Source organism: Rhodococcus sp. P4_E4 (genome assembly GCF_056401575.1).
Map to the genome: position 1 here is coordinate 236,839 of NZ_JBFUJB010000006.1, position 23,072 is coordinate 259,910.

At 62.7% G+C, this 23,072-nt stretch carries 23 protein-coding genes and 1 riboswitch; of the genes, 9 read left to right on the forward strand and 14 right to left on the reverse strand.

The genetic code is table 11. The annotated features are described in order from the left end of the window. Positions 1 to 48 precede the first annotated feature (48 nt). Entirely contained in the window at positions 49 to 1,440 is a 1,392-nt protein-coding gene (locus AC1DVN_RS09890; protein ID WP_003944491.1) for a glycine--tRNA ligase, read from the reverse strand. A gap of 198 nt (positions 1,441 to 1,638) precedes the next feature. Between AC1DVN_RS09890 and AC1DVN_RS09895 the strand changes: the two genes are divergently transcribed. Beyond that, positions 1,639 to 2,022, forward strand: a complete 384-nt coding sequence (locus tag AC1DVN_RS09895; RefSeq protein WP_003944457.1) for an ArsR/SmtB family transcription factor — start codon at positions 1,639 to 1,641, stop codon at positions 2,020 to 2,022. A gap of 11 nt (positions 2,023 to 2,033) precedes the next feature. Continuing rightward, on the forward strand, positions 2,034 to 2,465 hold the full coding sequence (locus tag AC1DVN_RS09900) for a Fur family transcriptional regulator (protein WP_020908177.1): 432 nt from the start codon (positions 2,034 to 2,036) through the stop codon (positions 2,463 to 2,465). A 5-nt stretch (positions 2,466 to 2,470) separates the two neighbouring features. Here AC1DVN_RS09900 and AC1DVN_RS09905 read toward each other — a convergent pair whose 3' ends face one another. The 3 genes from AC1DVN_RS09905 to recO are packed head-to-tail and all read right to left on the reverse strand — an operon-like array spanning position 2,471 to position 4,480. Further along, positions 2,471 to 2,893, reverse strand: a complete 423-nt coding sequence (locus tag AC1DVN_RS09905) for a YbjN domain-containing protein (RefSeq protein ID WP_019749000.1) — start codon at positions 2,891 to 2,893, stop codon at positions 2,471 to 2,473. After that, positions 2,890 to 3,708, reverse strand: coding sequence for an isoprenyl transferase (locus tag AC1DVN_RS09910; RefSeq protein WP_019749001.1), 819 nt, complete (start codon positions 3,706 to 3,708; stop codon positions 2,890 to 2,892). Before AC1DVN_RS09910 ends, AC1DVN_RS09905 begins: the two co-directional genes overlap by 4 nt. Further along, positions 3,665 to 4,480 (reverse strand): DNA repair protein RecO, encoded by an 816-nt coding sequence (gene recO, locus AC1DVN_RS09915; protein WP_029255636.1) that lies wholly within the window; start codon positions 4,478 to 4,480, stop codon positions 3,665 to 3,667. Before recO ends, AC1DVN_RS09910 begins: the two co-directional genes overlap by 44 nt. Positions 4,481 to 4,576: 96 nt before the next feature. Between recO and AC1DVN_RS09920 the strand changes: the two genes are divergently transcribed. Further along, positions 4,577 to 5,326 (forward strand): TetR/AcrR family transcriptional regulator, encoded by a 750-nt coding sequence (locus AC1DVN_RS09920; protein ID WP_007731095.1) that lies wholly within the window; start codon positions 4,577 to 4,579, stop codon positions 5,324 to 5,326. Here AC1DVN_RS09920 and AC1DVN_RS09925 read toward each other — a convergent pair. Next, positions 5,323 to 6,312, reverse strand: a complete 990-nt coding sequence (locus tag AC1DVN_RS09925) for an AurF N-oxygenase family protein (protein ID WP_019749004.1) — start codon at positions 6,310 to 6,312, stop codon at positions 5,323 to 5,325. The genes AC1DVN_RS09920 and AC1DVN_RS09925 overlap by 4 nt on opposite strands. Before the next feature lie 104 nt (positions 6,313 to 6,416). Further along, positions 6,417 to 6,857, reverse strand: coding sequence for a DoxX family protein (locus AC1DVN_RS09930; protein ID WP_020908179.1), 441 nt, complete (start codon positions 6,855 to 6,857; stop codon positions 6,417 to 6,419). Positions 6,858 to 6,995: 138 nt separating this feature from the next. After that, positions 6,996 to 7,089, forward strand: a riboswitch (TPP riboswitch). Between the two features lie 17 nt (positions 7,090 to 7,106). On the opposite strand from AC1DVN_RS09930, the gene AC1DVN_RS09935 reads away from it, so the two are divergent. Both AC1DVN_RS09935 and AC1DVN_RS09940 read left to right on the forward strand, forming a co-directional pair. Beyond that, entirely contained in the window at positions 7,107 to 7,871 is a 765-nt protein-coding gene (locus tag AC1DVN_RS09935) for a 3-oxoacyl-ACP reductase (RefSeq protein ID WP_029538325.1), read from the forward strand. Continuing rightward, entirely contained in the window at positions 7,871 to 9,151 is a 1,281-nt protein-coding gene (locus AC1DVN_RS09940; protein WP_477993765.1) for an LLM class flavin-dependent oxidoreductase, read from the forward strand. The genes AC1DVN_RS09935 and AC1DVN_RS09940 overlap by 1 nt, the downstream gene beginning before the upstream one ends. On the opposite strand, the gene dinB is transcribed toward AC1DVN_RS09940, so the two are convergent. Then, positions 9,148 to 10,446 (reverse strand): DNA polymerase IV, encoded by a 1,299-nt coding sequence (gene dinB / locus AC1DVN_RS09945; protein ID WP_477993766.1) that lies wholly within the window; start codon positions 10,444 to 10,446, stop codon positions 9,148 to 9,150. The genes AC1DVN_RS09940 and dinB overlap by 4 nt on opposite strands. 121 nt (positions 10,447 to 10,567) lie before the next feature. Between dinB and AC1DVN_RS09950 the strand changes: the two genes are divergently transcribed. Both AC1DVN_RS09950 and AC1DVN_RS09955 read left to right on the forward strand, forming a co-directional pair. Continuing rightward, positions 10,568 to 11,029, forward strand: coding sequence for a MarR family winged helix-turn-helix transcriptional regulator (locus tag AC1DVN_RS09950; protein WP_141488778.1), 462 nt, complete (start codon positions 10,568 to 10,570; stop codon positions 11,027 to 11,029). Next, positions 11,026 to 12,006 carry a zinc-binding alcohol dehydrogenase family protein gene (locus tag AC1DVN_RS09955; RefSeq protein WP_205906358.1) on the forward strand — a complete coding sequence of 327 codons (981 nt, stop codon included), beginning with the start codon at positions 11,026 to 11,028 and terminating at the stop codon, positions 12,004 to 12,006. The genes AC1DVN_RS09950 and AC1DVN_RS09955 overlap by 4 nt, the downstream gene beginning before the upstream one ends. A gap of 23 nt (positions 12,007 to 12,029) precedes the next feature. On the opposite strand, the gene AC1DVN_RS09960 is transcribed toward AC1DVN_RS09955, so the two are convergent. The 6 genes from AC1DVN_RS09960 to kdpF are packed head-to-tail and all read right to left on the reverse strand — an operon-like array spanning position 12,030 to position 19,797. After that, positions 12,030 to 12,710, reverse strand: a complete 681-nt coding sequence (locus AC1DVN_RS09960) for a response regulator (protein ID WP_069146814.1) — start codon at positions 12,708 to 12,710, stop codon at positions 12,030 to 12,032. Beyond that, entirely contained in the window at positions 12,707 to 15,247 is a 2,541-nt protein-coding gene (locus AC1DVN_RS09965) for a sensor histidine kinase (RefSeq protein ID WP_020908184.1), read from the reverse strand. Before AC1DVN_RS09965 ends, AC1DVN_RS09960 begins: the two co-directional genes overlap by 4 nt. A 7-nt stretch (positions 15,248 to 15,254) precedes the next feature. Then, positions 15,255 to 15,905 (reverse strand): potassium-transporting ATPase subunit C, encoded by a 651-nt coding sequence (locus AC1DVN_RS09970; protein ID WP_019749013.1) that lies wholly within the window; start codon positions 15,903 to 15,905, stop codon positions 15,255 to 15,257. A 6-nt stretch (positions 15,906 to 15,911) separates the two neighbouring features. Next, positions 15,912 to 18,017, reverse strand: coding sequence for a potassium-transporting ATPase subunit KdpB (gene kdpB / locus AC1DVN_RS09975; RefSeq protein WP_477993767.1), 2,106 nt, complete (start codon positions 18,015 to 18,017; stop codon positions 15,912 to 15,914). After that, entirely contained in the window at positions 18,014 to 19,699 is a 1,686-nt protein-coding gene (gene kdpA, locus AC1DVN_RS09980) for a potassium-transporting ATPase subunit KdpA (RefSeq protein ID WP_113683712.1), read from the reverse strand. The genes kdpB and kdpA overlap by 4 nt, the downstream gene beginning before the upstream one ends. Further along, positions 19,699 to 19,797 carry a K(+)-transporting ATPase subunit F gene (gene kdpF, locus AC1DVN_RS09985; protein WP_007731078.1) on the reverse strand — a complete coding sequence of 33 codons (99 nt, stop codon included), beginning with the start codon at positions 19,795 to 19,797 and terminating at the stop codon, positions 19,699 to 19,701. Before kdpF ends, kdpA begins: the two co-directional genes overlap by 1 nt. Before the next feature lie 329 nt (positions 19,798 to 20,126). On the opposite strand from kdpF, the gene AC1DVN_RS09990 reads away from it, so the two are divergent. Further along, on the forward strand, positions 20,127 to 21,545 hold the full coding sequence (locus AC1DVN_RS09990) for an amidase (RefSeq protein ID WP_042450174.1): 1,419 nt from the start codon (positions 20,127 to 20,129) through the stop codon (positions 21,543 to 21,545). A gap of 4 nt (positions 21,546 to 21,549) precedes the next feature. Next, the gene (locus AC1DVN_RS09995; RefSeq protein WP_256064289.1) at positions 21,550 to 22,104 is read left to right on the forward strand and encodes a TetR/AcrR family transcriptional regulator; all 555 of its coding nucleotides are present in this window, start codon (positions 21,550 to 21,552) and stop codon (positions 22,102 to 22,104) included. Between the two features lie 49 nt (positions 22,105 to 22,153). Here AC1DVN_RS09995 and era read toward each other — a convergent pair whose 3' ends face one another. Further along, entirely contained in the window at positions 22,154 to 23,071 is a 918-nt protein-coding gene (gene era, locus AC1DVN_RS10000) for a GTPase Era (protein ID WP_019749018.1), read from the reverse strand. Between the last annotated feature and the right edge of the window lies 1 nt (position 23,072).

Sequence of the window (23,072 nt, forward strand, 5' to 3'; positions counted from 1 at the left end):
GGGCGGTCCTTCTCGAATGAGAAGAACCGCCCGTCAGCTTCGAACGAATCAGGAACCGATCAGCCGTGCAGCCAGGTAGCTTTCCACCTGATCGAGGGCGACGCGTTCCTGCGCCATGGAGTCACGCTCACGCACCGTCACAGCCTGATCTTCGAGAGTGTCGAAGTCGACCGTGATGCAGAACGGTGTGCCGATCTCGTCCTGGCGACGGTAACGACGACCGATGGCACCGGCGTCGTCGAACTCGACGTTCCAGTTCTGACGCAACTGCGCCGCAAGATCTTTTGCCTTCGGCGTCAGATCCGCATTGCGCGAGAGCGGCAGCACTGCGGCCTTGACGGGAGCGAGTCGACGATCCAGTCGCAGCACCGTGCGCTTGTCGACGCCGCCCTTGGAGTTGGGTGCCTCGTCCTCGGTGTACGCGTCGACCAGGAAGGCCATCAGCGAACGCGTGAGACCTGCCGCCGGCTCGATGACGTACGGGGTGTACCGCTCACCCGTCGTCTGGTCGTAGTAGTTCAGCTCGGTGCCCGAGTGCTTGGAGTGCGTCGAGAGATCGAAGTCGGTACGGTTCGCGATACCTTCGAGCTCGCCCCATTCGCTGCCCTGGAAGTGGAAGCGGTACTCGATGTCGGTCGTGCCCTTCGAGTAGTGCGAAAGCTTTTCCGGCGCATGCTCGTACAGCCGCAGGTTGTCCTTGTTGATGCCGAGGCCGGTGTACCAGTCCAGGCGGTAGTCGATCCAGTACTGATGCCACTGCTCGTCCTCGCCCGGCTTGACGAAGAATTCCATCTCCATCTGCTCGAACTCACGGGTGCGGAAGATGAAGTTGCCCGGGGTGATCTCGTTACGGAAGCTCTTGCCGATCTGACCGATGCCGAACGGCGGCTTCTTACGTGAGGTGGTCAGCACGTTGGCGAAGTTCACGAAGATGCCCTGTGCGGTCTCGGGGCGCAGGTAGTGCATGCCCTCTTCGCTCTCGACAGGGCCGAGGTACGTCTTGAGCATCATGTTGAAGTCGCGCGGCTCGGTCCACTGGCCGACGGTGCCGCAATCGGGGCAACCGATGACATCCATCGAGACGTCGTCCGGGTTGTCGAGCTTCTTCTTCTCCGCGTACGCCTCCTGCAGGTGATCCTGACGGTGACGCTTGTGACAGTTGAGGCACTCGACGAGCGGGTCGTTGAAGACACCGACGTGACCGGATGCGACCCACACCTCGCGGGGCAGGATCACCGAGGAGTCGAGGCCGACGACGTCCTCGCGGCTGGTGACCATGTTGCGCCACCACTGACGCTTGATGTTCTCCTTGAGCTCGACACCCAATGGGCCGTAGTCCCATGCGGACTTGGTACCGCCGTAGATCTCACCGCACGGGTAGACCAGGCCTCGCCGCTTGGCGAGATTGACAACGGCTTCGATCTTGGACTTGGGTGCCACTCGATTGCTCTCCATCTGGGTAATAGATGCATGATTTTCGTGCGCTTTTCGCACCATCAGCCTATCTGGCGGCTGCCACGCACTTCCGTCCAAGGTTGACATGCATACTTGTGCATATCAAAATGAAAGTGATTTGCAATAATGTGGTGAGATGGCTATGCCCGGACATCATGATCTACCCCTCGAAGGAGCCTCGCTGTGAGCATTGCGGATACCGGCGATCTCCACAAAAGCCATGATCATTCCGACCTCGGACACACGCACGACCCGTTCGAAGCCGCACCCCCCGCGCCCGTGCCGCCCAAGGAAACTTTGGCGGCCGCCGGCGAAATTCTGCGGGCGCTGGCTGCACCCGTTCGCATCGCGATCGTGCTTCAGCTCCACGAGTCGGAGCGTTGCGTTCACGAACTCGTCGGCGCTCTCGGCGTCACTCAGCCACTCATCAGCCAGCATTTGCGCGTTCTCAAAGCAGCGGGCGTCGTCCGCGGCGAACGCAACGGACGAGAAGTTCTCTATCGACTCGTCGACGATCACCTCGCACACATCGTCGTCGACGCTGTCGCCCACGCCGAAGAAGGATGAGATTCCACCGCATGAACACCCCGGGCAGTACGACCTCGAAACGTGGACCGGCCACCGTCGGCGTTCGTTCCACGAAACAGCGCAGCGCCATCTCCGCCCTGCTCGACGACATCGACGAATTCAAGTCGGCACAGGAACTGCACGACGAACTGCGCAAGCGCGGTGAAGGGATCGGCCTGACCACCGTCTACCGCACGCTGCAGGCACTGTCCGACGCCGGAACCATCGACGTCCTGCGCACCGACACAGGTGAGTCCGTCTACCGACGCTGCTCCTCCGGACACCACCATCACCTGGTGTGCCGCAACTGCGGATTCACCGTCGAGGTCGAGGGCCCGACGGTCGAGCAGTGGTCACAGACCATCGCCGAGGACAACGGTTTCACCGAAGTGAGTCACACCGTCGAGATCTTCGGCACCTGCCGCGACTGCGCCGCCAGCTGACAGCGTCAGGGAATCAAACCCTGACGCGCGGTATCGGCGCCGGTCAGCGCGAGTAGCAACATCGTGGTCAGTGCTTCGTCGTCCAGTCCGGCCGCCGGGAACGTGTATCGCAGGATCACGTCCGCCAGACTGCCGTGGCCGAATACCGCGATCGAACCGAATTGAATGGTCCGGTTCCGCTCGGCCACCTTGCGATGCAGTGCCGCGCTGACCGGTCGGTCCCACGCGAGGACACACGTCATGGACAGCACGTCCAGACCCTCGGACAAATTCATCGCCTGGATCGAGCACAGCGCGCCGGAGTACTGGAAACCAAGCGAGCCGTCCGCAGCCACATCGACCGTCACGAAATGCGCCAGCGAGGCGGCCGCGCGTTCTTGTAGGCGGGCTGCTTCGTCGGTGGTGTCGGTCATGTTCTCCCCTGTCATTTGACGCCACCGAATCTACGGTCGCGTGAGGCGTATTCGACGCAGGCGGCCCAGAGATCGCGGCGGTCGAAATCGGGAAACAGCTTCTCCTGGTACACCATTTCGGCGTAGGCGGATTGCCAGATCAAGAAATTGGACGTCCGCTGTTCCCCCGACGGACGCAGGAAGAGATCGACGTCGGGCATGTCGGGTTCGTCGAGGTACTTGGCAACCGTCGCCTCGGTGATCTTGTCCGGATTGATCTCACCGGCCGCGACACGCTTCGCGATTTCCTTTACCGCATCGGCAATTTCGGCCCGCCCGCCGTAATTCACACACATGGTCAAGTTCATGACTGTGTTGTTCTTGGTCAGTTCTTCGGCGATCTCGAGTTCCTTGATCACACTGGCCCACAGGCGCGGCTTACGACCGGCCCAGCGAACACGCACACCCATTTCGTTCATCTCGTCGCGTCGGCGGCGGATGACGTCACGGTTGAAGCCCATCAGGAATCGAACCTCGTCGGGACTGCGCTTCCAGTTCTCGGTGGAGAAGGCGTAGGCGGAGAGCCACTCGACACCCATCTCGATGCAACCGCAGACGGTATCCATCAGGACAGCTTCACCGCGTTCGTGCCCGGCGGTTCGCGGCAGACCGCGCTCCTGCGCCCACCGTCCGTTGCCGTCCATCACCAACGCGACGTGGCGCGGGATGAGTTCGGTTTGCAGGATCGGCGGGGTCGCCCCGGACGGATGTGGGTCCGGTGGCCGGATCACCCGTTCAGCAGCAGGATCAAGCGGAGTTCGCGGTTCGCGTCGTCGAATCACGGGTTCCATCCTGCCTCACGGGCAAGTCGACCTCGACGGCTGCATGCGGCCTCGAACGCTCGATCAGCGGCAACGTCCGCAATTGACGCTCGAGATGCCACTGCAGGTGTGCCGCGACCAGTCCGCTGGCTTGCGTCCGCAGCGTCGCGGGCGCCGAATCGGTGCCCTCCCACTCCCCTCGGAGCAGGGCTTCCATCAAGTCGAGCACTCCGGGCGACGGCGTCGCAGCACCCGCCGGGCGGCAGTAGGTACAGACGGCTCCGCCTGCGGCGACATGAAATGCACGGTGCGGTCCCGGAGCGCTGCAGCGGGCGCACTCTTCGAGGGCAGGCGCCCAACCCGCGTACCCCATGGCTCGCAACAAGAACGCGTCGAGCACGAACTCGACCGGCCGCGCCTGCTCGGCGATCGCACGCAGTGCTCCCACCGTCAATCGCTGGAGCTGCGGGGCCGGCGCGCGTTCCTCGCCGGCCAACCGCTCGGCAGTTTCGAGTACGGCGCAGGCCGTGGTGTACCGGCTGTAGTCGTCGACGATGTCAGTGGCGAAGGCATCGACCGTCTGCACCTGAGTGATGATGTCGAGATTCTTGCCCGGAAGTAGTTGCACGTCGATGTGAGCAAACGGTTCGAGTCTGGCACCGAATTTGGAGGTGGTCCGGCGGACACCTTTGGCCACGGCACGTACCAACCCGAACTGACGGGTGAGCAACGTGACGATGTGGTCGGCTTCGCCCAGTTTGTGCAGGCGCAGCACCACCGCCGTGTCTCGATACAACCTCACTCGACCAGTGTCCCACGTTGTACCGACGACCGATCCCGATGCCGCGCCCGATGACAAGTCGGAAATACGGCGGGTCCGTCCGGATAGACTGGCCCGATGCCGAGCGACGCAATTGCGCAACCTGTCACTGCAGAGTTGACCGGTCGCGAAGCGCGGTGGGAGCGACACAACTCCGAGCGTCAGAAACGGATACTCACCTCGGCTGTCGAACTGATCGAAGAGCGCGCGGCAGGTGCCGAGGTGTCCGTCCAGCAGATCGCCGACCGTGCCGGCCTCGCCAAGTCGGTGGTGTACCGACAATTCAGCGGCCGAGACGACCTCGATCGACGAGTCCGAGCGTTTGTGCTCGGCCAATTTGCGGCGGCCCTGGATGCGTCGATGAGCATTTCGGTAGGCACTCTCGACCAGATCCTGACCCGAACCATCAGCGCCGTCGCCGAGTGGATCACCGAGCATCCGCGGATTCACGAGTTCATGGGTACCGGCCCCACCGACTACGACGACGAGAGCATCGACGCGATCAGCAGCTTGAAGGCGACAATCGCCGACTCGGCCCGCACCACTATCACCGAAGTCGGTCGATCCGTGGGGATCGACTCCTCACCCTTCGATTCACTACCGTTCGCGGTGGTGACAATGGTCGAGGGCACGCTCACCCACTGGGTCCGAAGCACCGATCCGAAACCGAGCCGCGAAGAGATCGTCGCCGACCTCGCGAAATACACCTGGTACATGTTCGACGGCGTTGCACGCTCGAGCGGGCTACAGATCGATCCCCATGTCGAATTGTCCACGCTCATAGCCGAACTGGTGTCCTCCGACGGAGGAACTTCGCGGCCGGACTAGATCCGGGTCTTGTCGGAACGCTTCGGCTCGCCGCGGTAGCGGGCGTAGTCGCCGTCGATGCGCAGCTTTCGCCACGCACGCTTCGACACCGGATTCATCAATCCGAGTTCGTCTGCCAGGGCTCGCATTTCACCGAAGTAATTACCCAGGATGCGGCGTGAATGTGGGCTCCCCCAGAAGGCGCTCTTCATCACCTCGTCCGGGATTCCGAATTCTTCGGCGAATTCCTTTGGCGGTGACATGATTTCGCCCGCAAGCCAACGCATCGTGCCGGGGAAGGCGACCGATGTGATGGCTCGACTCGTACGACTGAGTCTGGGGACGTGATTGCGCAGGAACTCGTGAGCAAACGAGATGTGTCTCGCTTCTTCGGCGATGTGAATCTCCATGGTGCGGAGCATCGCCGGCGGCGTGTCCTTACCCTCGCGGATGAGATCCTTCTGGAAGTGGTCGATCGGTTCTTCACCAGCCAGAATGCCGATGAAGAAGATGACCGGGAACTTTGCTCCCAGCACTCCGATGATCGGCGACAGCCGCCGGAACATCGGACGCATACCCGGTACGTCGATGTCCATACGATTGACGAGTTCTTGGAACATCTGGATGTGATTGCACTCTTCGGTCATCTCGTGCAGGCAGTACCGGAACTCAGGCGACTGGTTGGGTAGCGCCATGATGTATTGCAGCATTCCCCGGATCAAGATGCTCTCGAATGCCGAACCCACCTTGGTCACATTCGCCTGACGCCACATTCCCATGGCGATTCGACGCTCCAACGACTGATCCTGGTACCACTGCGTCGCTCCGAGCGGATCCGACACGGATGAGAGCACCCACCTCGGATCATGCGGATCGATCGCGAACTCTGGTGAATCCCAGTCGATGTCGAGATAGGGATCGAAACTGCGGGCAACTGAGCCCTCGGACAAAGTCTGCAGTACCTGGCGGTACGGCTTTTCCACTTCGATCGACGCTGACCGAGCCATCGGTGTCTCCTCACGGCCAGTCCGTCGATTGGAGTCGACGGACTTGAATGAGGTCAAACATAATGGGACACCGCGTCCCACGCAACCCCTTCAGGGGCCTGATTTCAGGCCCGCCGCACCGGGATGATCTCGCGAACCTTCTCGTCTCGGAGATACAGACCCGCCCACATGACGATTCCGGTATAGACGGCAAACAGTGTCGTGCTCAGCAGAGGCTGTTCCGCTCGAAGGTTGGTCAACACGGCTCCGCCCAGGTAACCGGTGAGCAGAATCGCGCCGAGTATCGACGTTCGCGGAATCACGTACAGCGCAAGGCAGATCAGTTGCACCACCCCGGCCGTCAATGCCAGCGAGTCCGGCAACCCAAGTTCGGCGGAGGCGTCCTTGACGGTCTGAAGGTTGAGAATGTGAATGATGCCGTCGAAGAGCATGAAAACGACGAACAGCCCACTCAGGACGTATCCGACCTTGCGAGCCGTGGCCGAAGGTGTCGTCGTCGTGGCGTTACCGGAAACAGTTTCGTTGTGGACGGGCTGGGTGGTCATCGGATTCTCCTGGGGCGAAGGCGAGCGGCCTGTTGCCACTTCGCTTGCAATTACGACTCCCGAGCGATCGAAAACTCATCGCGCCGACCGTTACTGCACACCCGGCGTTCAGGACGATTCACCTCACGTGGTCTGATGGACGGTGACACGGGGTGCCGAAAAAGTCGGCTGAGATCAGACCCGATGAACCTGACCAGTTAGCACTGGCGGAGGGATGTCGACATGACCGAACAGCAATTTCAGCGCGCATTGAACCTCGACGAGCAGATCGTTCTGATCACCGGTGGCGCCCGCGGGCTCGGCGCCGCACTGAGCCGAGCATTCTTCCGCTCGGGCGCCCGCGTAATCGTGAACTACAACAAGAGCCGCGATGCCGCCGAGGCCCTGGTCGCCGAACTGGGTGAGGATCGCACCTTCGCAGTCCAGGCGGACGTGACGGACCGCAGTTCCGTCGACCAGTTGTTCTCCGCTGCACGCGAGAGATTCGACGCACCGATCTCGACCGTGGTCGACAATGCACTGGTCGACTTCTCGTTCAACGGCGATGCCCGGCCGAACGCGGACACGATCACCTGGGCCGACTTCGACTCTCAACTACGCGGAGCTGTTGCCGGAACACTCAATACCACCCAGGCAGGACTACCAGGCATGCGCGAACTCGGCTTCGGCCGAATCATCACTGTCGGAACCAATCTGGTCCAGAATCCGGTAGTTCCGTACCACGACTACACCGCTGCCAAGGCCGCACTGTTGGCACTGACACGGACGCTGTCCGCCGACCTCGGTCCGGACGGGATCACAGTCAACATGGTCTCCGGCGGCTTGCTCCGCACCACCGATGCGAGTGCCGCGACACCGGAAGCAGTGTTCGACATGATCGCGGCAAGCACTCCCCTGCGCCGAGTCACGACGCCGGACGAATTTGCCGACGCTGCACTCTTTTTCGCCTCCCCATGGTCGCGGGCCGTGACCGGCCAGAATCTGGTTGTCGACGGCGGACTCGTCAAGAACTGATGGGCGCACAGCTACGGATAGGTGCGTTCCTGCTCGGTTGCGGGCATCACAGTGCGGCGTGGCGACACCGCGACTCACCGGTCGAAAGTCTCGGTGACATCACGTATTACGAGTCGCTCGCCCAGATCGCCGAACGCGGCAAGCTGGACGCCGTTTTCTTCGCTGACGGTCACAGTGTTCGAGAACCCGAGTCTGGTGCGTCGTGGTTTCTCGAACCGATCACCGCGTTGACTGCCATGGCACGAGCGACGGCGAACGTCGGCCTGGTCACCACCATCTCCACGACCTTTTACACGCCATTCCACGCGGCACGACTTTTGGCATCGCTCGACCACATCAGCGGCGGACGGGCCGGATGGAACGTCGTGACCTCGATGTTCGACCAGGAGGCGCGCAACCACGGACTCGAGGCGATGCCCGATCACGCATCCCGATATGAACGAGCCGACGAATTTGTCGAAGTGGCCCTCGCATTGTGGGATTCGTGGTCGGAAGACGCGCTGATCCTCGACCGGGCGGGACGTTTTGCCGACGCAGGCGAGATTTCTCGCATCGATCACGACGGCAAGCATTTTCGTGTCGACGGCCCGTTGACGGTTCCTCGATCCCCGCAGGGCAGACCGGTTTTGTTTCAGGCCGGGGCGTCCGAGCAGGGTCGCGATCTGGCTGCGCAGCGCGCCGAGGCGATCTATTCGGTTGCCTACGACCTACCCAGCGCGCAGAGCTACTACGCGGACGTGAAGTCGAGAATCGAGCGCGCCGGCCGGGATTCGAACTCGGTCGCCGTCATGCCGGGGCTGGTCACCTACGTCGGAAGTACTGTCGCCGAGGCACGGGCCAAGAAGGCCGAACTTGATCGCCTGCTGCCCACCGAACAGTCGATACGCCAACTCTCGTTGTTCACCGGACAGGATTGCGAGGACTGGGATCTCGACGGGCCCGTGCCCCCGTTGCCTCCACTCGAAGCATTCAGCGGGCCGCAAGGACGCTACGCAACTATTCTGCGGATCGTCGAGAAGGACGCACCGACTGTGCGGGAACTCCTCGGGACGCTCGCTGCGGGTGGTGGCCACGCAACGATGATCGGCACACCGGAGTCGATTGCCGACGAGATGGAATCCTGGTTGAACGGCCGCGGTGCCGACGGTTTCAATCTGATGCCGCCGACCTATCCGCAGGGCCTGGAAGATTTTGTCGATCACGTGATTCCAGTGCTGCAGGCGCGTGGGTTGTTCCGACGCGAATACGAGGGAGCGACTCTGAGAGAAAACCTCACCTAGTCCGGCAGTAGCGGCACCGACAGGTCCGGATCGCGTCCCAGGAGCACTCCCCTCGTGAGAGCCGCCGAGCCGAACTTCTTCCGGACGCTGTCCATCGCCGAGTCGAGGGCGGCAGTGTCCGGACCCGCGAATCCTGGACCGTCGAAGGGCAATTCGAGTTGTTCGGCGCCGTCCCGATCCAGGTTGGAGACAGCGACACCGATCAACGTGATGCCCTTGTCCGCGATCATCGGTATCGCTTCGTCCAGCAGCACCATCGAGGCGTTCAGCAATTCCGCTGTGTCGGCGGTGGACCGGCGCAGTGTGTGAGATCGAGTTGCCCGCGTGAAATCCGCGAAGCGAAGCCGGAGCGTGACCGTGCGCCCCGTCCGCTGCGCCGAACGCATGCGTCGACTGGCACGATCGACAAGGGACATCAACGACGCATCGAGTTCTGCGCGGGAATGGGATCCGCGACCAAGCGCATGCTGAGCACCCATCGAACTGCGGCCACGATAGGCGCGGACGGGGCGCGGATCTCGATTGTGCGAGAGCGCGTAGAGATGGCGACCGGCGCCGCCCCCGAGAATCGAGACGATCGAGGATTCGTCGTGCCGAGCGATGTCACCCACCGTCACGATGTCGAAGTTTCGCAACTTCTGGGCCGTGATCTTGCCGACGCCCCACAGCTTCTCGACCGGCAACGGATGCAGGAATTCGGTCTCGCCCTCCGGCGGCACTCGCAGCAATCCGTCGGGTTTCGCGAATGCACTCGCGACCTTGGCCAGGAACTTGGTGCGTGCGATCCCGACCGTGATCGGTAGTCCCACCTGCTCGGCCACGTCGCGTCTGAGGTTGGCCCCGATCTGCAGCGGGTTTCCCACGATTTTGGCGAGCCCGCCGACCTCGAGAAAGGCCTCGTCAATGGAGATTCCTTCGACCAGCGGCGACGTGTCGTGAAAGACGTCGAACACGTCTTTGCTCGCCTGCGAGTACGCCGACATTCGCGGGGGAACGACGATTGCCTGGGGACACAGTGATCGAGCCTGACCACCACTCATCGCAGTTCGAACCCCGAATGCCTTGGCCTCGTAGCTTGCCGCCAGGACCACGCCACCACCGACGATGACCGGTCTGCCCGCCAGAGTCGGGTCGTCACGTTGCTCGACCGATGCGTAGAACGAATCGAGGTCCGCATGGAGGATCGTTGCGTCACCCGTAGGTCGACCACCCCCAGGATGATTACCGCCAGAACGGGCACCGCCAGGGTGATTACCTGGCGTTTCTCGATCCAGCGGTTCATGCGACACGAACATATGTTCCCATGCGCCACCGACACAACGAAAGGCCGCAAATAGATTCCATGGAATTAATCAAGAATCGGGTGTACGGTGAAAGAATGATTCCACGGAATGCATATCGGTTCGGGGTCTGCTCATGACGGGGTCGGACCTGAGCGGTCACTTCGACAACCTCGTCCGCTTCGAAACCGAACTGTGGACGGCCGTCGACCAGCGACTCCGAATCGAGCACGACCTGCCACTGAGTCGATTCGAGCCGATGCAGATCATCGACAGGCTAGGTTCCTGTCGGGTCTTCGACATTGCCGAAGCCCTCGCGATCACCGTCGGTGGCACGAGCAAATTGGTGGATCGGATCGAGTCCTCGGGGCACTGCCGTCGACAATCCAATCCCGCCGACAAACGATCCTCACTCATCGCGTTGACCCCCGACGGCATCGGCCTGTTGCAGCGGGCGAAGGCCACGTTCGACGACGAACTGGCACGCCGTCTCGGTTCCGTGCTGACGCCCGAGGCTCTCGATCGGTTCGGCGCCACACTGGCCACGCTGCGCGAAGCCAACCGTCGACTGACACTCATCACCGAGGAGAAAGCATGACCGACACAATGCGCGCAATCGTGCTCGACGCCCCCGGCCCGCCAGAAGCATTGACGATCAAGGAGATTCCCATACCGGCGCCTACCACCGGCTGGGTCCTCATCCGCGTGAAGGCCTTCGGTCTCAATCGATCCGAACTGCACACCCGCCTCGGCCTCGCCGAAGGCGTGACGTTCCCGAGGGTGCTGGGCATCGAGGCCGTCGGCGAAGTGGTGAACTGCCCCGGCGGGGAGTGGACCGAAGGGCAGCAGGTCGCCGCCATGATGGGCGGGATGGGTCGGGTCTTCGACGGCGGATATGCCGAGTACACATGCGTTCCCGTCAGCCAGGTCGTTCCCTTCTCCAGCAAACTGGACTGGTCGACAGTGGGAGCTGTTCCCGAGATGCTGCAGACGTCGTACGGCTCTCTGACGGTGGGACTGGATGCGAAATCCGGTCAATCCCTACTGATTCGAGGCGGAACCTCCTCGGTCGGCATGGCAACCGCAGTCCTGGCGAAGCAGTGGGGGCTCACGGTCCTTGCGACCACCCGCGATGCGAGCAAGACGTCATCGTTGACCGCGATCGGGGTCGACCACGTTGTCCTCGACGACGGTACCGTGGCAGGCCAGGTGCGAGACATTTTCCCGGACGGTGTTGATCTGGCTCTCGAATTAGTCGGAACACCAACACTTCCCGATACGTTGCGCGCCACTCGCGTTCACGGGACCGTGTGTTTCACGGGCATGTTGTCCAACGAGTGGACAGTCAAGGACTTCTATCCGATCGACTACATTCCACGCGGAGTGCGATTGACCTCGTACGGCGGGGACGCGTCCGACCTGCCTGCCGACGTACTGCAAGACTTCCTCTCCGCTGTCGCGTCAGGCGAGGCGGTGGTACCGATCGACGAGGTGTTCGCGTTCGAGGACATCGCGCAAGCACATGCCAAGATGGAAGCTGGTACGGCTCGTGGCAAATTGGTGGTGATGATCTGACCTGGTTTCTCACACCTGGTTTCTCACACCACGAATCGATAACCCATCCCCGCCTCGGTGATCAGATGCTTGGGGCTGGCCGGGTCGTCCTCGAGCTTGCGACGAAGTTGAGCCAGGTAGACACGCAGATAGTGAGTCTCGGTGTCGTAGGCCGGTCCCCACACCTCCCGAAGCAATTCCTTCTGCCCGACCAGCTTTCCGCGGTTGCGCACAAGCATCTCGAGCATGCCCCACTCGGTCGGAGTCAGGTGCACCTGTTCACCGCGCCGACTCACCGTTTTGGCAGCCAAGTCCACCGTGAACGACGCGGTCTCGACCGACGGTTCCGAGGTATCGGCCGCCGAGGTTCCACGCCTCGCCGCTGCGCGCACGCGGGCCAGAAACTCGTCCATCCCGAAGGGCTTGGTGACGTAATCGTCGGCACCGGCATCGAGGGCCTCGACTTTGTCCGCGGAGTCGGTGCGCGCCGACAGCACGATGACCGGCGCCGTGCACCAGCCACGCAGGCCTGCAAGTACTTCGGTGCCGTCCATGTCCGGCAGTCCGAGATCGAGAATCACCACGTCCGGCGGCCGTTCCGCTGCAGCGCGCAGGGCCCCTGCTCCGGTGGACGCCGTCACCACGTCATATCCACGCACAGTGAGGTTGATGCGTAGTGCCCGCAAGATCTGCGGTTCGTCGTCGACAACCAGTATCCGGCTCATGACTCGCTTCCATTCGTTCCTGCACCGGCCAGTTCGACCATCATCGTCAACCCACCGCCCGGAGTGTCGGTGGCACTGACCGTTCCGCCCATCGCGTCGACAAATCCACGAACCACGGACAGCCCGAGGCCCACTCCGCCGGTGTTGTCGCGATCTCCCATCCGCTGGAACGGCTCGAACATCGATTCGGCTTCACCACGGGGTACACCGGGGCCGGTATCTGCGACGGTGATGACGGTGCGGTCTCCGACGCGTGCTGCTCCCACTCGCACCGGTGTTGTGCCGCCGTACCGCAATGCGTTGTCGACGAGGTTGGCGATCACTCTCTCGAGCAAACCCTGATCGGCTTGCACGGCAACAGTACCCACGTCGACGATCACACTGTGAGACCGGGAGTCCGACCGGCCGCCGATGCCTAATCCAAGCAACGCCCGGTGAACAACTTCGTCGAGGTACACCGCTCGCAACGTCGGCTTGACCACTCCCGCAGCCAGTCTGGACGAATCAAGAAGGTTGCCGACCAGCGCGGTCAACTGATCCGCAGACTCCTCGATGGTGGCCAGTAGTTCTGCCGTGTCCTCAGGTGAGAACTCGATGTCGTCGCTGCGCAAGCTCGACACAGCAGCCTTCACGCCGGCGAGCGGTGTCCGAAGGTCATGGCTCACAGCCGAAAGCAATGCTCGGCGCAGTTGATCAGCCTCGGTCAATGCTGCCGCCTTGCTCGCTTCGACCGTGAGCTTGTCCTGACGGATCATGCCGACCGCCTGGTGCGCGACAACGGTCAACACCCGACGATCACGCGCACTCAACTCCGGCCCCGACAGCATCAGTGCGTATTCGCCGTCGTTTACCTCGCACACGGAATCCGCGTCAGCTTCACGTGCCGGCGGTTCTGCACCCACGGCCGCGACTACGCCATCCTCATGATGCACCACCGAAACCCCACGTTGACGGTAGATTTCACGAGCTTTCTCGAGCAGCGTGGACAGGTCAGCACCGCGGAGAACCGACCCCGCAAACAGTGTCAGAAGTTCCGCTTCCTCCGAAGCGCGCTTCGCTTCCCGAGCTTTTTTGGCGGCAGCGTCCACCAGAACGGCCACTGCCACAGCCACTATCAGCAGCACCACCGTCGTGATGAAGTTGTCGGGTTCGGCGATCGTGAAGCTGTACCTGGGGTCGGTGAAGAAGTAATTGAGCAGCAGTCCCGATAACAGAGCAGACAGCATTGCCGGCCCGACACCACCGAGCAGCGCGACCAGAACCACCACCACGAAGAACAACGCATTTTCGCCCTGCACGCCGGAGATCCGGTCGATCAGACCCATGAGTCCGGCTGCGGCCGTCGGAACCACCACTGCCGCAATCCACGACAGCAAGCGGTACTCGGAGCGGCCGAACAACGAGATCCGCCGACGGACGGTCGTTTCCTCATGGGTGACCATGTGAACGTCGATGCCGCCGGACTGCTGAACCACCGCGGCGCCGATCCCCTCGTCGAGGATGCGCGCCAGCCGAGAACGTCGAGACGTTCCCAGAACCAACTGTGTGGCGTTCTCCTCGCGGGCGAATTCGAGAAGCGTCGACGGTACGTCGTCACCGACAACGGTGTGAAGCGTGGCGCCGACCCCGACGGCCAACGCGCGCACCTTGCCCATCTCCGGAGCCGAGACGCCGGTGAGTCCGTCACCGCGCACGACGTGGACCACCATCAGCTCGGCACTCGATTTCGACGCGATACGGGATGCGCGTCGTACCAGCGTTTCCGACTCCGGTCCCCCGGTCACGGCAACGACGACACGCTCGCGAGCCTCCCAGGTATCGGTGATCTTGTTCTCGGCCCGGTACTTCGCCAGGGCGGCGTCCACCTGATCGGCCACCCACAGTAGAGCCAGTTCGCGTAGCGCCGTGAGGTTTCCGCGTCTGAAGTAGTTACCCAATGCCGCATCGACACGCTCCGGCGAATATACGTTGCCGTGAGAAAGTCTGCGGCGCAGCGCCTCCGGAGTGATGTCGACCAGCTCGACCTGCGCCGCACTACGCACTATCGCGTCCGGAACCGTCTCCTGCTGAACCACGCCGGTGATGTGCGCGACAACGTCGTTGAGGCTTTCGAGGTGTTGCACGTTGACCGTGGACAGGACGTCGATCCCGGCTTCGAGCAGTTCCTGCACGTCCTGCCAGCGCTTGTGATTCTTACTCCCCGGCGTGTTGGTGTGTGCCAACTCGTCCACGAGGACAAGGGCCGGCCGCCGAGCCAACACGGCCTCGACGTCCAGTTCCGGCATCCGTGTTCCGCGATAGTCCACCAGCTTCGGCGGAATGATCTCGAGGTCACCGATCTGCGCCGCCGTGCGGGCGCGGCCGTGTGTCTCCACAACGGCCGCGACCACGTCACAGCCACGATCTCGACGTCGATGAGCCTCACCGAGCATCGCGAAGGTCTTTCCGACGCCGGGGGCAGCGCCGAGGTAGATACGCAATTCACCACGTTTGCGTGCCCTACCGAAAGATTGACCGACCTTCTCCGAAGAACTCACGTGACAATCATCCACCAGTCGTCGGCGCAGCACACGTAGGTGCCGTCAATCCGAGTGCCAGGTTCAATTCCAGGACGTTGACTCGCTCGGCTCCGAGAAATCCGAGTTGCCGACCGTCGGTGTGCTCAGCCACCAAGTCCCGCACCTGGTCTTCCGAGATGCCGTTGTTCGCCGCCACCCTCGCGACCTGCAGCTCGGCGTACGCCGGACTGATGTGGGGATCGATACCCGAGCCCGAACCGGTGACTGCGTCGACGGGAACCGATGCCGGGTCGACGCCCTCACGTGCCGCGATGGCTGCCCGGCGCTCGATGATGAATCCGGCCAGAATCTCGCTGCTCGGCCCCTGGTTGGACGGCAGTGCCGCAGCGGGATCACCGGTGGCAAAAGGATCCTCGTCCGAAACGGATCCGACAACGCGGTTGTGGAAGAACGGGTCCTGCTGCCCTTCGGCAACCTGCGGATCAACACCCACCCAGGCACTGCCGACCACGCAACCGGCGGCATCAGTGACCGGTGAGCCTTCGGCAGATCCGGAGCTGATCCGGCTGACCCCCCACACCGCGGCGGGATAGATCACACCGAGAACGACCGTGAGTGCAAGTAATACGAGCAAACCCGCCCACACCTGTTTGGCAAAACCGATAGTGAAACGCATGTCAGGTCACCCAATTCCAGGAATCAAACGCACGACGAGATCGATCAACCAGATACCGACGAACGGTGTGATCACACCGCCGAGACCGTAGACGAGCAGGTTACGTCCGAGCAACTGCGATGCTGTCGACGGTCGGTATCGAACACCCTTGAGTGCCAACGGAATCAACCCGATGATCACCAAGGCGTTGAAGATCACGGCTGAGACGATCGCCGATTCGGGGGTAGCGAGCCGCATGATGTTCAACGCGTCCAGCTGCGGGTAGATGCCGCTGAACAATGCCGGCAGGATTGCGAAGTACTTCGCCAGGTCGTTCGCCAACGAGAATGTGGTCAAGGCGCCGCGGGTGATCAGCAATTGCTTGCCGATTTCCACTACCTCGATCAACTTGGTGGGATCGGAATCGAGATCGACCATGTTCCCGGCCTCTTTGGCTGCCGAGGTTCCCGTGTTCATCGCGACCCCGACATCCGCCTGGGCAAGGGCGGGCGCATCATTGGTCCCGTCACCGGTCATCGCGACGAGACGTCCGCCTTCCTGCTCCTTCCGGATCAGGGCCAGTTTGTCTTCCGGGGTGGCCTCCGCCATGAAGTCGTCGACGCCCGCCTCATCGGCAATCGCCTTCGCAGTCAACGGATTGTCGCCGGTGATCATGATCGTGCGAATACCCATCGCCCGGAGTTCGGCGAACCTGTCAGCCATTCCCGGCTTGACGACGTCGGACAACGCGATCACGCCGAGGATCGAGGTGCTCTCACCGTGCTTGACGGCAACTACCAGTGGTGTTCCGCCGGCTTGGGCGATGTCGTTCACGGTATCGGTCACCGCGGTCTCTGCATGTCCACCGCCACTGACGACCCAGTGCATCACCGCATCTGCTGCACCCTTTCGGATTTGGCGTCCGGAGTGGTCGAGTCCGCTCATCCGCGTTTGTGCCGTGAAGGGAACGAACTCGGCGCGTTCCTCGTCGAGCGTCGGTTCGGCCGCGAGAGAGAACTCTGCTGCGCACAACTCGACGATGCTCCGTCCCTCGGGAGTTCCGTCAGCCAGGCTCGACAAGCGCGCTGCCGCAGCAAGATCGTCGGCGGATACGCCGGGTGCCGGGTGGAGCGCGGTCGCCCGGCGGTTGCCGAAGGTGATGGTTCCGGTCTTGTCCATCAACAGGGTGTCGATGTCGCCCGCAGCTTCCACGGCACGCCCCGACATCGCGAGAACGTTGCGCTGGACGAGGCGGTCCATGCCCGCGATACCGATTGCCGAGAGCAGCGCTCCGATGGTCGTCGGGATCAGGCAGACGAGGAGTGCGATCAGCTTGATTGGATCCTGCTCGTGCCCCGCGTACAAGCCCATCGGGCCGATGGCTACGACGGCGAGGAGGAAGATGACCGTCAACGACGCGAGCAGGATGTTGAGCGCAATCTCGTTGGGTGTCTTCTGACGCGAGGCACCTTCGACGAGCGCGATCATCCGGTCCACGAACGAACTGCCCGGTGCTGCGGTGATTTCCACGACGATCCGGTCGGAGAGAACCGTCGTACCACCGGTGACGGCGCAGCGGTCGCCACCGGATTCACGGACTACCGGGGCGGATTCACCGGTGATCGCCGATTCGTCTACGGAGGCAATACCTTCGACCACGTCGCCGTCGCCGGGGATGACCTCGCCGGCAACCACGATCACCCGGTCGCCGACCACCAGTTCGGTGCCGGAAACCGATTCGATCGCGCCGCTCATCGTGATCCGATGCGCCTTGGTGTCCTGCTTGACCTTGCGCAGGCTGGCCGCCTGAGCCTTGCCTCGCCCTTCGGCCACGGATTCGGCGAGGTTCGCGAAGATCACCGTGAACCAGAGCCACAGGGTGATCACCCAGGAGAACACCGAGGGATCGGCGATCGCCATGACGGTGGTGATGACGGAACCGACGAACACCACGAACATGACCGGGTTACGCGCCAAGTGGCGTGGGTCGAGTTTGCGTACGGCCCCCGGCAACGCGGTGATCATCTGCCGCGGGTTGAATACGCCTGCGTGTACTTGACGGGACTGCCCTGGATCAACCTTGTCGGCAGCGTCTTGCGCTACCACGGGTTTCTCACTGATACGCACGGTCATTGAAGAGCCTCCGCTAGCGGGCCCAGCGCGAGGGCCGGGAAGAATGTAAGTGCAGCAACAAGAACGACGGTGCCGGTCAACAGGCCGGTGAACATCGGGCCGGATGTGGGGAGGGTGCCCGCCGTCGGCGCCACCTTCTTCTGAGAGGCCAGCGCACCGGCCAGAGCGAGAACGAAGATGATGGGCAGGAATCGGCCCAGAAGCATGCAGATTCCGAGAGACGACTGGAACCAGTCGCTGGTGACGGTCAGACCGCCGAACGCGCTGCCGTTGTTGTTCGAGGCGGAAGCGAAAGCGTAGAGCACCTCGCTGAACCCGTGGATCGATCCCGGCGTGCCCGGATCTCCCCCGTTACCTTGATAACCGGTGGTCGAACCAAGGATCACGGTGATGGCGGTACCGATCAGGACCAGTGCGGGCATGACCAGGATCGACAGCGCCGCAAGGGTTATCTCGCGTCGACCCAACTTCTTGCCGAGGTATTCGGGCGTGCGACCGACCAACAGTCCGCCGACGAACACTGCGATCAGCGCCAGCACGAGAATCCCGTAGAGGCCGGTTCCGACTCCGCCCGGCGCGATTTCGCCGAGCAACATGTTGAGCAGGACCGCGCCGCCGCCGAGGGGCGACATGCTGTCGTGGGCCGAGTTCACCGCACCCGTCGACGTTCCCGTGGTCGCCACCGCGAACAATGCCGATCCGGGGATTCCGAAGCGAACTTCCTTGCCCTCCATCATCGAACCTGCTGCTGTGGCGGCAACACCGCGTGCGCCGGATTCGGCAGCGAGCGTCACCGCGAGCAGTCCGCTCCACAGGATTCCCATCACTGCGAGCAGGGTGAGGCCTTGCCTACGATCACCGACGAGAGTTCCGAATGTTCGTGTGAGGCAGACCGGAATCAACAGGATCGCCAGAATCTCGACGATATTGCTCAGCGGGGTGGGGTTCTCGAACGGGTGCGCCGAGTTGGCAGCCAAGATCCCGCCGCCGTTCGTGCCGAGTTCCTTGATCGCTTCCTGGGACGCGACGGGAGCTAGTGCATTGGTCACCGCATTGCCGTCGAGGCCGGTGGAGGCGAAACCGTTGTGGAACGACTGAATCACTCCCTGGCTCAACAGGATCAGGGCGATCACGAAGGAGAACGGGAGGAGGATGCGCAGAGAACCACGCGTCAGATCGACCCAGAAGTTGCCGATCTCGCCGCCCCGGGCAACCCGAATGAAGCCACGAACCAATGCGATGGCCACCGCCATCCCGACTGCGGCAGAGACGAAGTTCTGCACCGCCAGGCCGACGGGCTGCACGAAGTTGCTCATCGTCGTTTCCGGCGTGTACGACTGCCAGTTCGTGTTCGCCACAAAGGAAATCGCGGTGTTGAAGGCAACGGCAGGGCTGACGCCGGACAGTCCGTCACTCAGCGGTAGTACACCCTGAATCCGTTGGAGAAAGTACAAGAACAATGCGCTCGCCAACGAGAATCCGAGAACGCTTGCGGCGTAACCGTACCACGTCTGCTCGGCCCGCGAGTCGATCCGGCCGACGCGGTAGATCACACTCTCGACCCGCAGATCCCGCGTCGACGAGTAAACGCGTGCCATGTAGTCGCCCACCGGAACGTAGGCAATTGCCAGAACGGCGAGGACAAAAGCGATCTGCAGGCCGGCTGCAAGAGCGGGCGACATCAGAACCTCTCAGGATCTACGAGTGCAACGAGCAGATAAATGACCAATGCCGCGGCGACGGCGATCAGAACCACGCTGACCACACCGGCAACCGTCATTTGGGAGCGCTCGCCTGTAGGGCGCGCAGCACCAGCGCGCACACGAGAAAACCACCGAGAATCAGAGCAACGTAGGCCAGATCGGCCATGAGCTTCCCTCTTCGAAATCTTTTGCCGTGCTGCTGTGCATCGCAGCCATGACGCTCGGTCGCCCTCGACCGGATGCGCTCTCTCAGCTTCGACCTCCAGAGAGGCCGATTCCGTGTCTCTGACGATCCACTTACGCACTGACCTGGCGTCTTGACGCGATCTTGACGCGGAACCCAAGTTCGCTAATACTGAAACAAGTTACTGTTCGTTCGAACGAACAGTTTTGCGAAGGGAACCTGATGACTTCTCGAACCGACCACGATCTCGCCCCCGGCCTTGTCGACCAGGTTGCGAGTCTGGCTTCGGGTGCTACCTCGTCCGTCGCGGCCACGGAGGCAACGCTGAGCCGGATCGAGGCCACTCAGCCTCACCTCAATGCGTTCAAGATCGTGCGGCGCGAGAAGGCACTCGAAGAAGCTGCCGAGGCCGACAGGCGTCTCGCACTCGGCGAGCGCCTACCTCTTCTCGGCGTGCCGATCGCAGTGAAGGACGACGTCGATATCACCGGCGAACCCACCGCCTTCGGTTGCCCTGGCGATTTCCCGGCCAAGACCGAGGACTCGGAGATGGTTCGACGCCTCCGCGACGCCGGCGCAGTGATCGTGGGCAAGACCAACAGCCCGGAACTGGGCCAGTGGCCGCTCACGAGCGGTTCAGCCTTCGGTTACACGCGCAATCCGTGGTCGCGTCACCACACTCCAGGCGGATCGTCGGGCGGCACCGCGGCGGCCGTCGCTGCCGGATTAGTCAGCGCCGGAATCGGTTCCGACGGAGCCGGTTCCATCCGAATCCCCGCGGCCTGGACCAACCTCGTCGGAATCAAGCCGCAGCGCGGGCGCATCTCCACCTGGCCCGACGCCGAAGCCTTCTACGGCCTGACGGTCAACGGCCCGCTCGCTCGCACCGTCGCCGACGCGGCACTGTTGCTCGACGTCGCTGCCGGCAACCATGACGGCGATCTCCACAAGCCGACACCTGTCACCGTCAGCGACGCGGTGGGACGCGACCCCGGAAAACTGAAAATCGCTCTTTCCCTTCGTAATCCGTTCACCGCCACTCCTGTGAAGCTGGACCCGGAAGTGCGCCTGGCGGTTCATTCGATCGCCGACACGCTGCGGGAACTCGGACACCACGTCGTCGTCGACGATCCCGCATACGGCCTGATCTTCGGCCTGAACTTTCTGCCCCGCTCACTCGTCGGGGTCCACGACTGGCTCGGACGCGTTCCCGACCCGACACTGGTCGATGCCAGAACACGCGGAAATGCACAGAACGGCAAGCTACTTCGTGGTGCGCCACTGCGCGCGGCCCGCGCGGCCGAACCGCGGATGCGAAAGCGGATCGGAGCGATCTTCGACACCTACGACGTCGTCCTGGCACCCACGACGGCAACTCCACCGATCATGGCGACCGCGATCGACGGCATCGGTGGCTGGGACACCGACAAGGTCATGACCGGCGCCTGCCCGTACGCGTGGCCGTGGAACGTCCTCGGCTGGCCCTCGGTCAACGTGCCGGCCGGATTCAGCAAGGCCGGCCTGCCCATCGGTGCGCAGTTGATGGGCAACGAGAACACCGAACCTCTGTTGGTCTCCCTCGCTTCACAATTGGAATCGGTCCTGCGTTGGGATCAGATCCGCCCCGAGCCGTGGTGGTGACCCGATGAGTAACCGGGACGTTCGCCAGCGAATACTCGACGCCGTTCTGCACGTCGTCGGTACCGACGGCATCCCGGGTGTGAGCAACCGGCGCATCGCCGCGCAGGCCGGCGTCTCACTCGGATCGATCACGTATCACTTCGCGAGCCAGTCGGACATGCTCCGCGCTGCTCTGTCTCGATTCGTGACAGACGAGACGACGCGCCTGCGCGCCTTGGCCGAGGAGTACCGCGACAAAGGTCTCAGCGTCGAGGATGCCGCGGCAATAGCTGAGAAGGTGACGCGAGATCTTTCGTTCTCGGCCGAGCGGATCGCGCCGTTCGAGATGTACATCGCCGCCGGCCGCGACCACGAACTCCACGAAGTTGCGGTCGAATGCTTTGCCGCCTACGACGATTTGACCGTCACGATTCTGACGGCACTCGGCGTACCGGATCCCGAATCGATTGCATCGACGCTCGTTGCCGTCATCACTGGACTCCAACTCCGACGCCTGGCCACCGGCGTCGACGAGCAGGACATCGGCGCGGCGATCCTCAGGGTCCTCCGGCCCCTGTGAGTGGTTAGGCAGTCCCGGGACTCCCTAACCGCTCACGGGGCCGGAGGCCCTAGAAGCCCAGCCGGCCGAGCTGCTTCGGGTCGCGTTGCCAGTCCTTGGCAACCTTGACGTGCAACTCCAGGAAGATCCGCACACCGAGCAGCTTCTCGATCTGCAGGCGCGCACTGGTACCGACTTCCCGCAGACGCGCTCCGCCCTTACCGATGACGATGCCCTTCTGGCTGGGCCGCTCGACGTAGAGCAATGCGTGGACGTCCAGCATCTCGCCCTGCTTCTCGGTGCGTCCTTCGCGCGGGATGACCTCCTCGATCACCACGGCCAGGGAGTGCGGCAATTCCTCACCGAGACCCTCGAGCGCAGCCTCACGGATGAGTTCGGCCATGAGCACCTCTTCGGGCTCGTCCGTCAATTCCCCGTCCGGGTAGAAGGCCGGGCCCTCGTCCATCAGCCCGGCGAGGACGTCGACCAGGATCTCGACCTGTTCGCCCGACTTCGCGGACACCGGAACGACCTCGGATTCGGGGCCGAGCAGGGTGGACAGCGCAAGCAACTGCTTTCCGACGGCGTCGCGGCTGACCTTGTCGATCTTGGTGACGATGCCGACCAGCTTGGTCTTGGGCGCCATCTGACGGATCTGCTGCACGATCCAGCGGTCTCCGGGCCCGATGGCCTCGTCGGCCGGGATGCACAGGCAGATGACGTCGACCTCGGAGTACGTGTCACGAACCAGGTCGTTGAGGCGCTGCCCGAGCAATGTGCGCGGCTTGTGCAGTCCAGGGGTGTCCACCAGGATCAGCTGCGCATGCTCGCGGTGAACGATGCCACGAATCGTATGGCGCGTCGTCTGCGGGCGCGAGGACGTGATCGCGATCTTGCTGCCGACCAACGCATTGGTCAGCGTGGACTTACCCGTATTGGGTCGACCCACGAAACACACGAAGCCTGACCGGAATTCGTTCTTGCTCATA

Bases quoted from the DNA above. Each gene is read 5' to 3' on its own strand.
- AC1DVN_RS09995 (WP_256064289.1), top strand. From the start codon at position 21,550: ATGAGTAACCGGGACGTTCGCCAGCGAATACTCGACGCCGTTCTGCAC.
- era (WP_019749018.1), bottom strand. From the start codon at position 23,071: ATGAGCAAGAACGAATTCCGGTCAGGCTTCGTGTGTTTCGTGGGTCGA.
- AC1DVN_RS09950 (WP_141488778.1), top strand. From the start codon at position 10,568: ATGACGGGGTCGGACCTGAGCGGTCACTTCGACAACCTCGTCCGCTTC.
- AC1DVN_RS09990 (WP_042450174.1), top strand. From the start codon at position 20,127: ATGACTTCTCGAACCGACCACGATCTCGCCCCCGGCCTTGTCGACCAG.
- AC1DVN_RS09920 (WP_007731095.1), top strand. From the start codon at position 4,577: ATGCCGAGCGACGCAATTGCGCAACCTGTCACTGCAGAGTTGACCGGT.
- AC1DVN_RS09925 (WP_019749004.1), bottom strand. From the start codon at position 6,312: ATGGCTCGGTCAGCGTCGATCGAAGTGGAAAAGCCGTACCGCCAGGTA.
- AC1DVN_RS09960 (WP_069146814.1), bottom strand. From the start codon at position 12,710: ATGAGCCGGATACTGGTTGTCGACGACGAACCGCAGATCTTGCGGGCA.
- AC1DVN_RS09905 (WP_019749000.1), bottom strand. From the start codon at position 2,893: ATGACAGGGGAGAACATGACCGACACCACCGACGAAGCAGCCCGCCTA.
- AC1DVN_RS09930 (WP_020908179.1), bottom strand. From the start codon at position 6,857: ATGACCACCCAGCCCGTCCACAACGAAACTGTTTCCGGTAACGCCACG.
- AC1DVN_RS09955 (WP_205906358.1), top strand. From the start codon at position 11,026: ATGACCGACACAATGCGCGCAATCGTGCTCGACGCCCCCGGCCCGCCA.
- kdpB (WP_477993767.1), bottom strand. From the start codon at position 18,017: ATGACCGTGCGTATCAGTGAGAAACCCGTGGTAGCGCAAGACGCTGCC.
- kdpF (WP_007731078.1), bottom strand. From the start codon at position 19,797: ATGACGGTTGCCGGTGTGGTCAGCGTGGTTCTGATCGCCGTCGCCGCG.
- kdpA (WP_113683712.1), bottom strand. From the start codon at position 19,699: ATGTCGCCCGCTCTTGCAGCCGGCCTGCAGATCGCTTTTGTCCTCGCC.
- dinB (WP_477993766.1), bottom strand. From the start codon at position 10,446: ATGTTCGTGTCGCATGAACCGCTGGATCGAGAAACGCCAGGTAATCAC.
- AC1DVN_RS09940 (WP_477993765.1), top strand. From the start codon at position 7,871: ATGGGCGCACAGCTACGGATAGGTGCGTTCCTGCTCGGTTGCGGGCAT.
- AC1DVN_RS09910 (WP_019749001.1), bottom strand. From the start codon at position 3,708: ATGGAACCCGTGATTCGACGACGCGAACCGCGAACTCCGCTTGATCCT.
- AC1DVN_RS09970 (WP_019749013.1), bottom strand. From the start codon at position 15,905: ATGCGTTTCACTATCGGTTTTGCCAAACAGGTGTGGGCGGGTTTGCTC.
- AC1DVN_RS09900 (WP_020908177.1), top strand. From the start codon at position 2,034: ATGAACACCCCGGGCAGTACGACCTCGAAACGTGGACCGGCCACCGTC.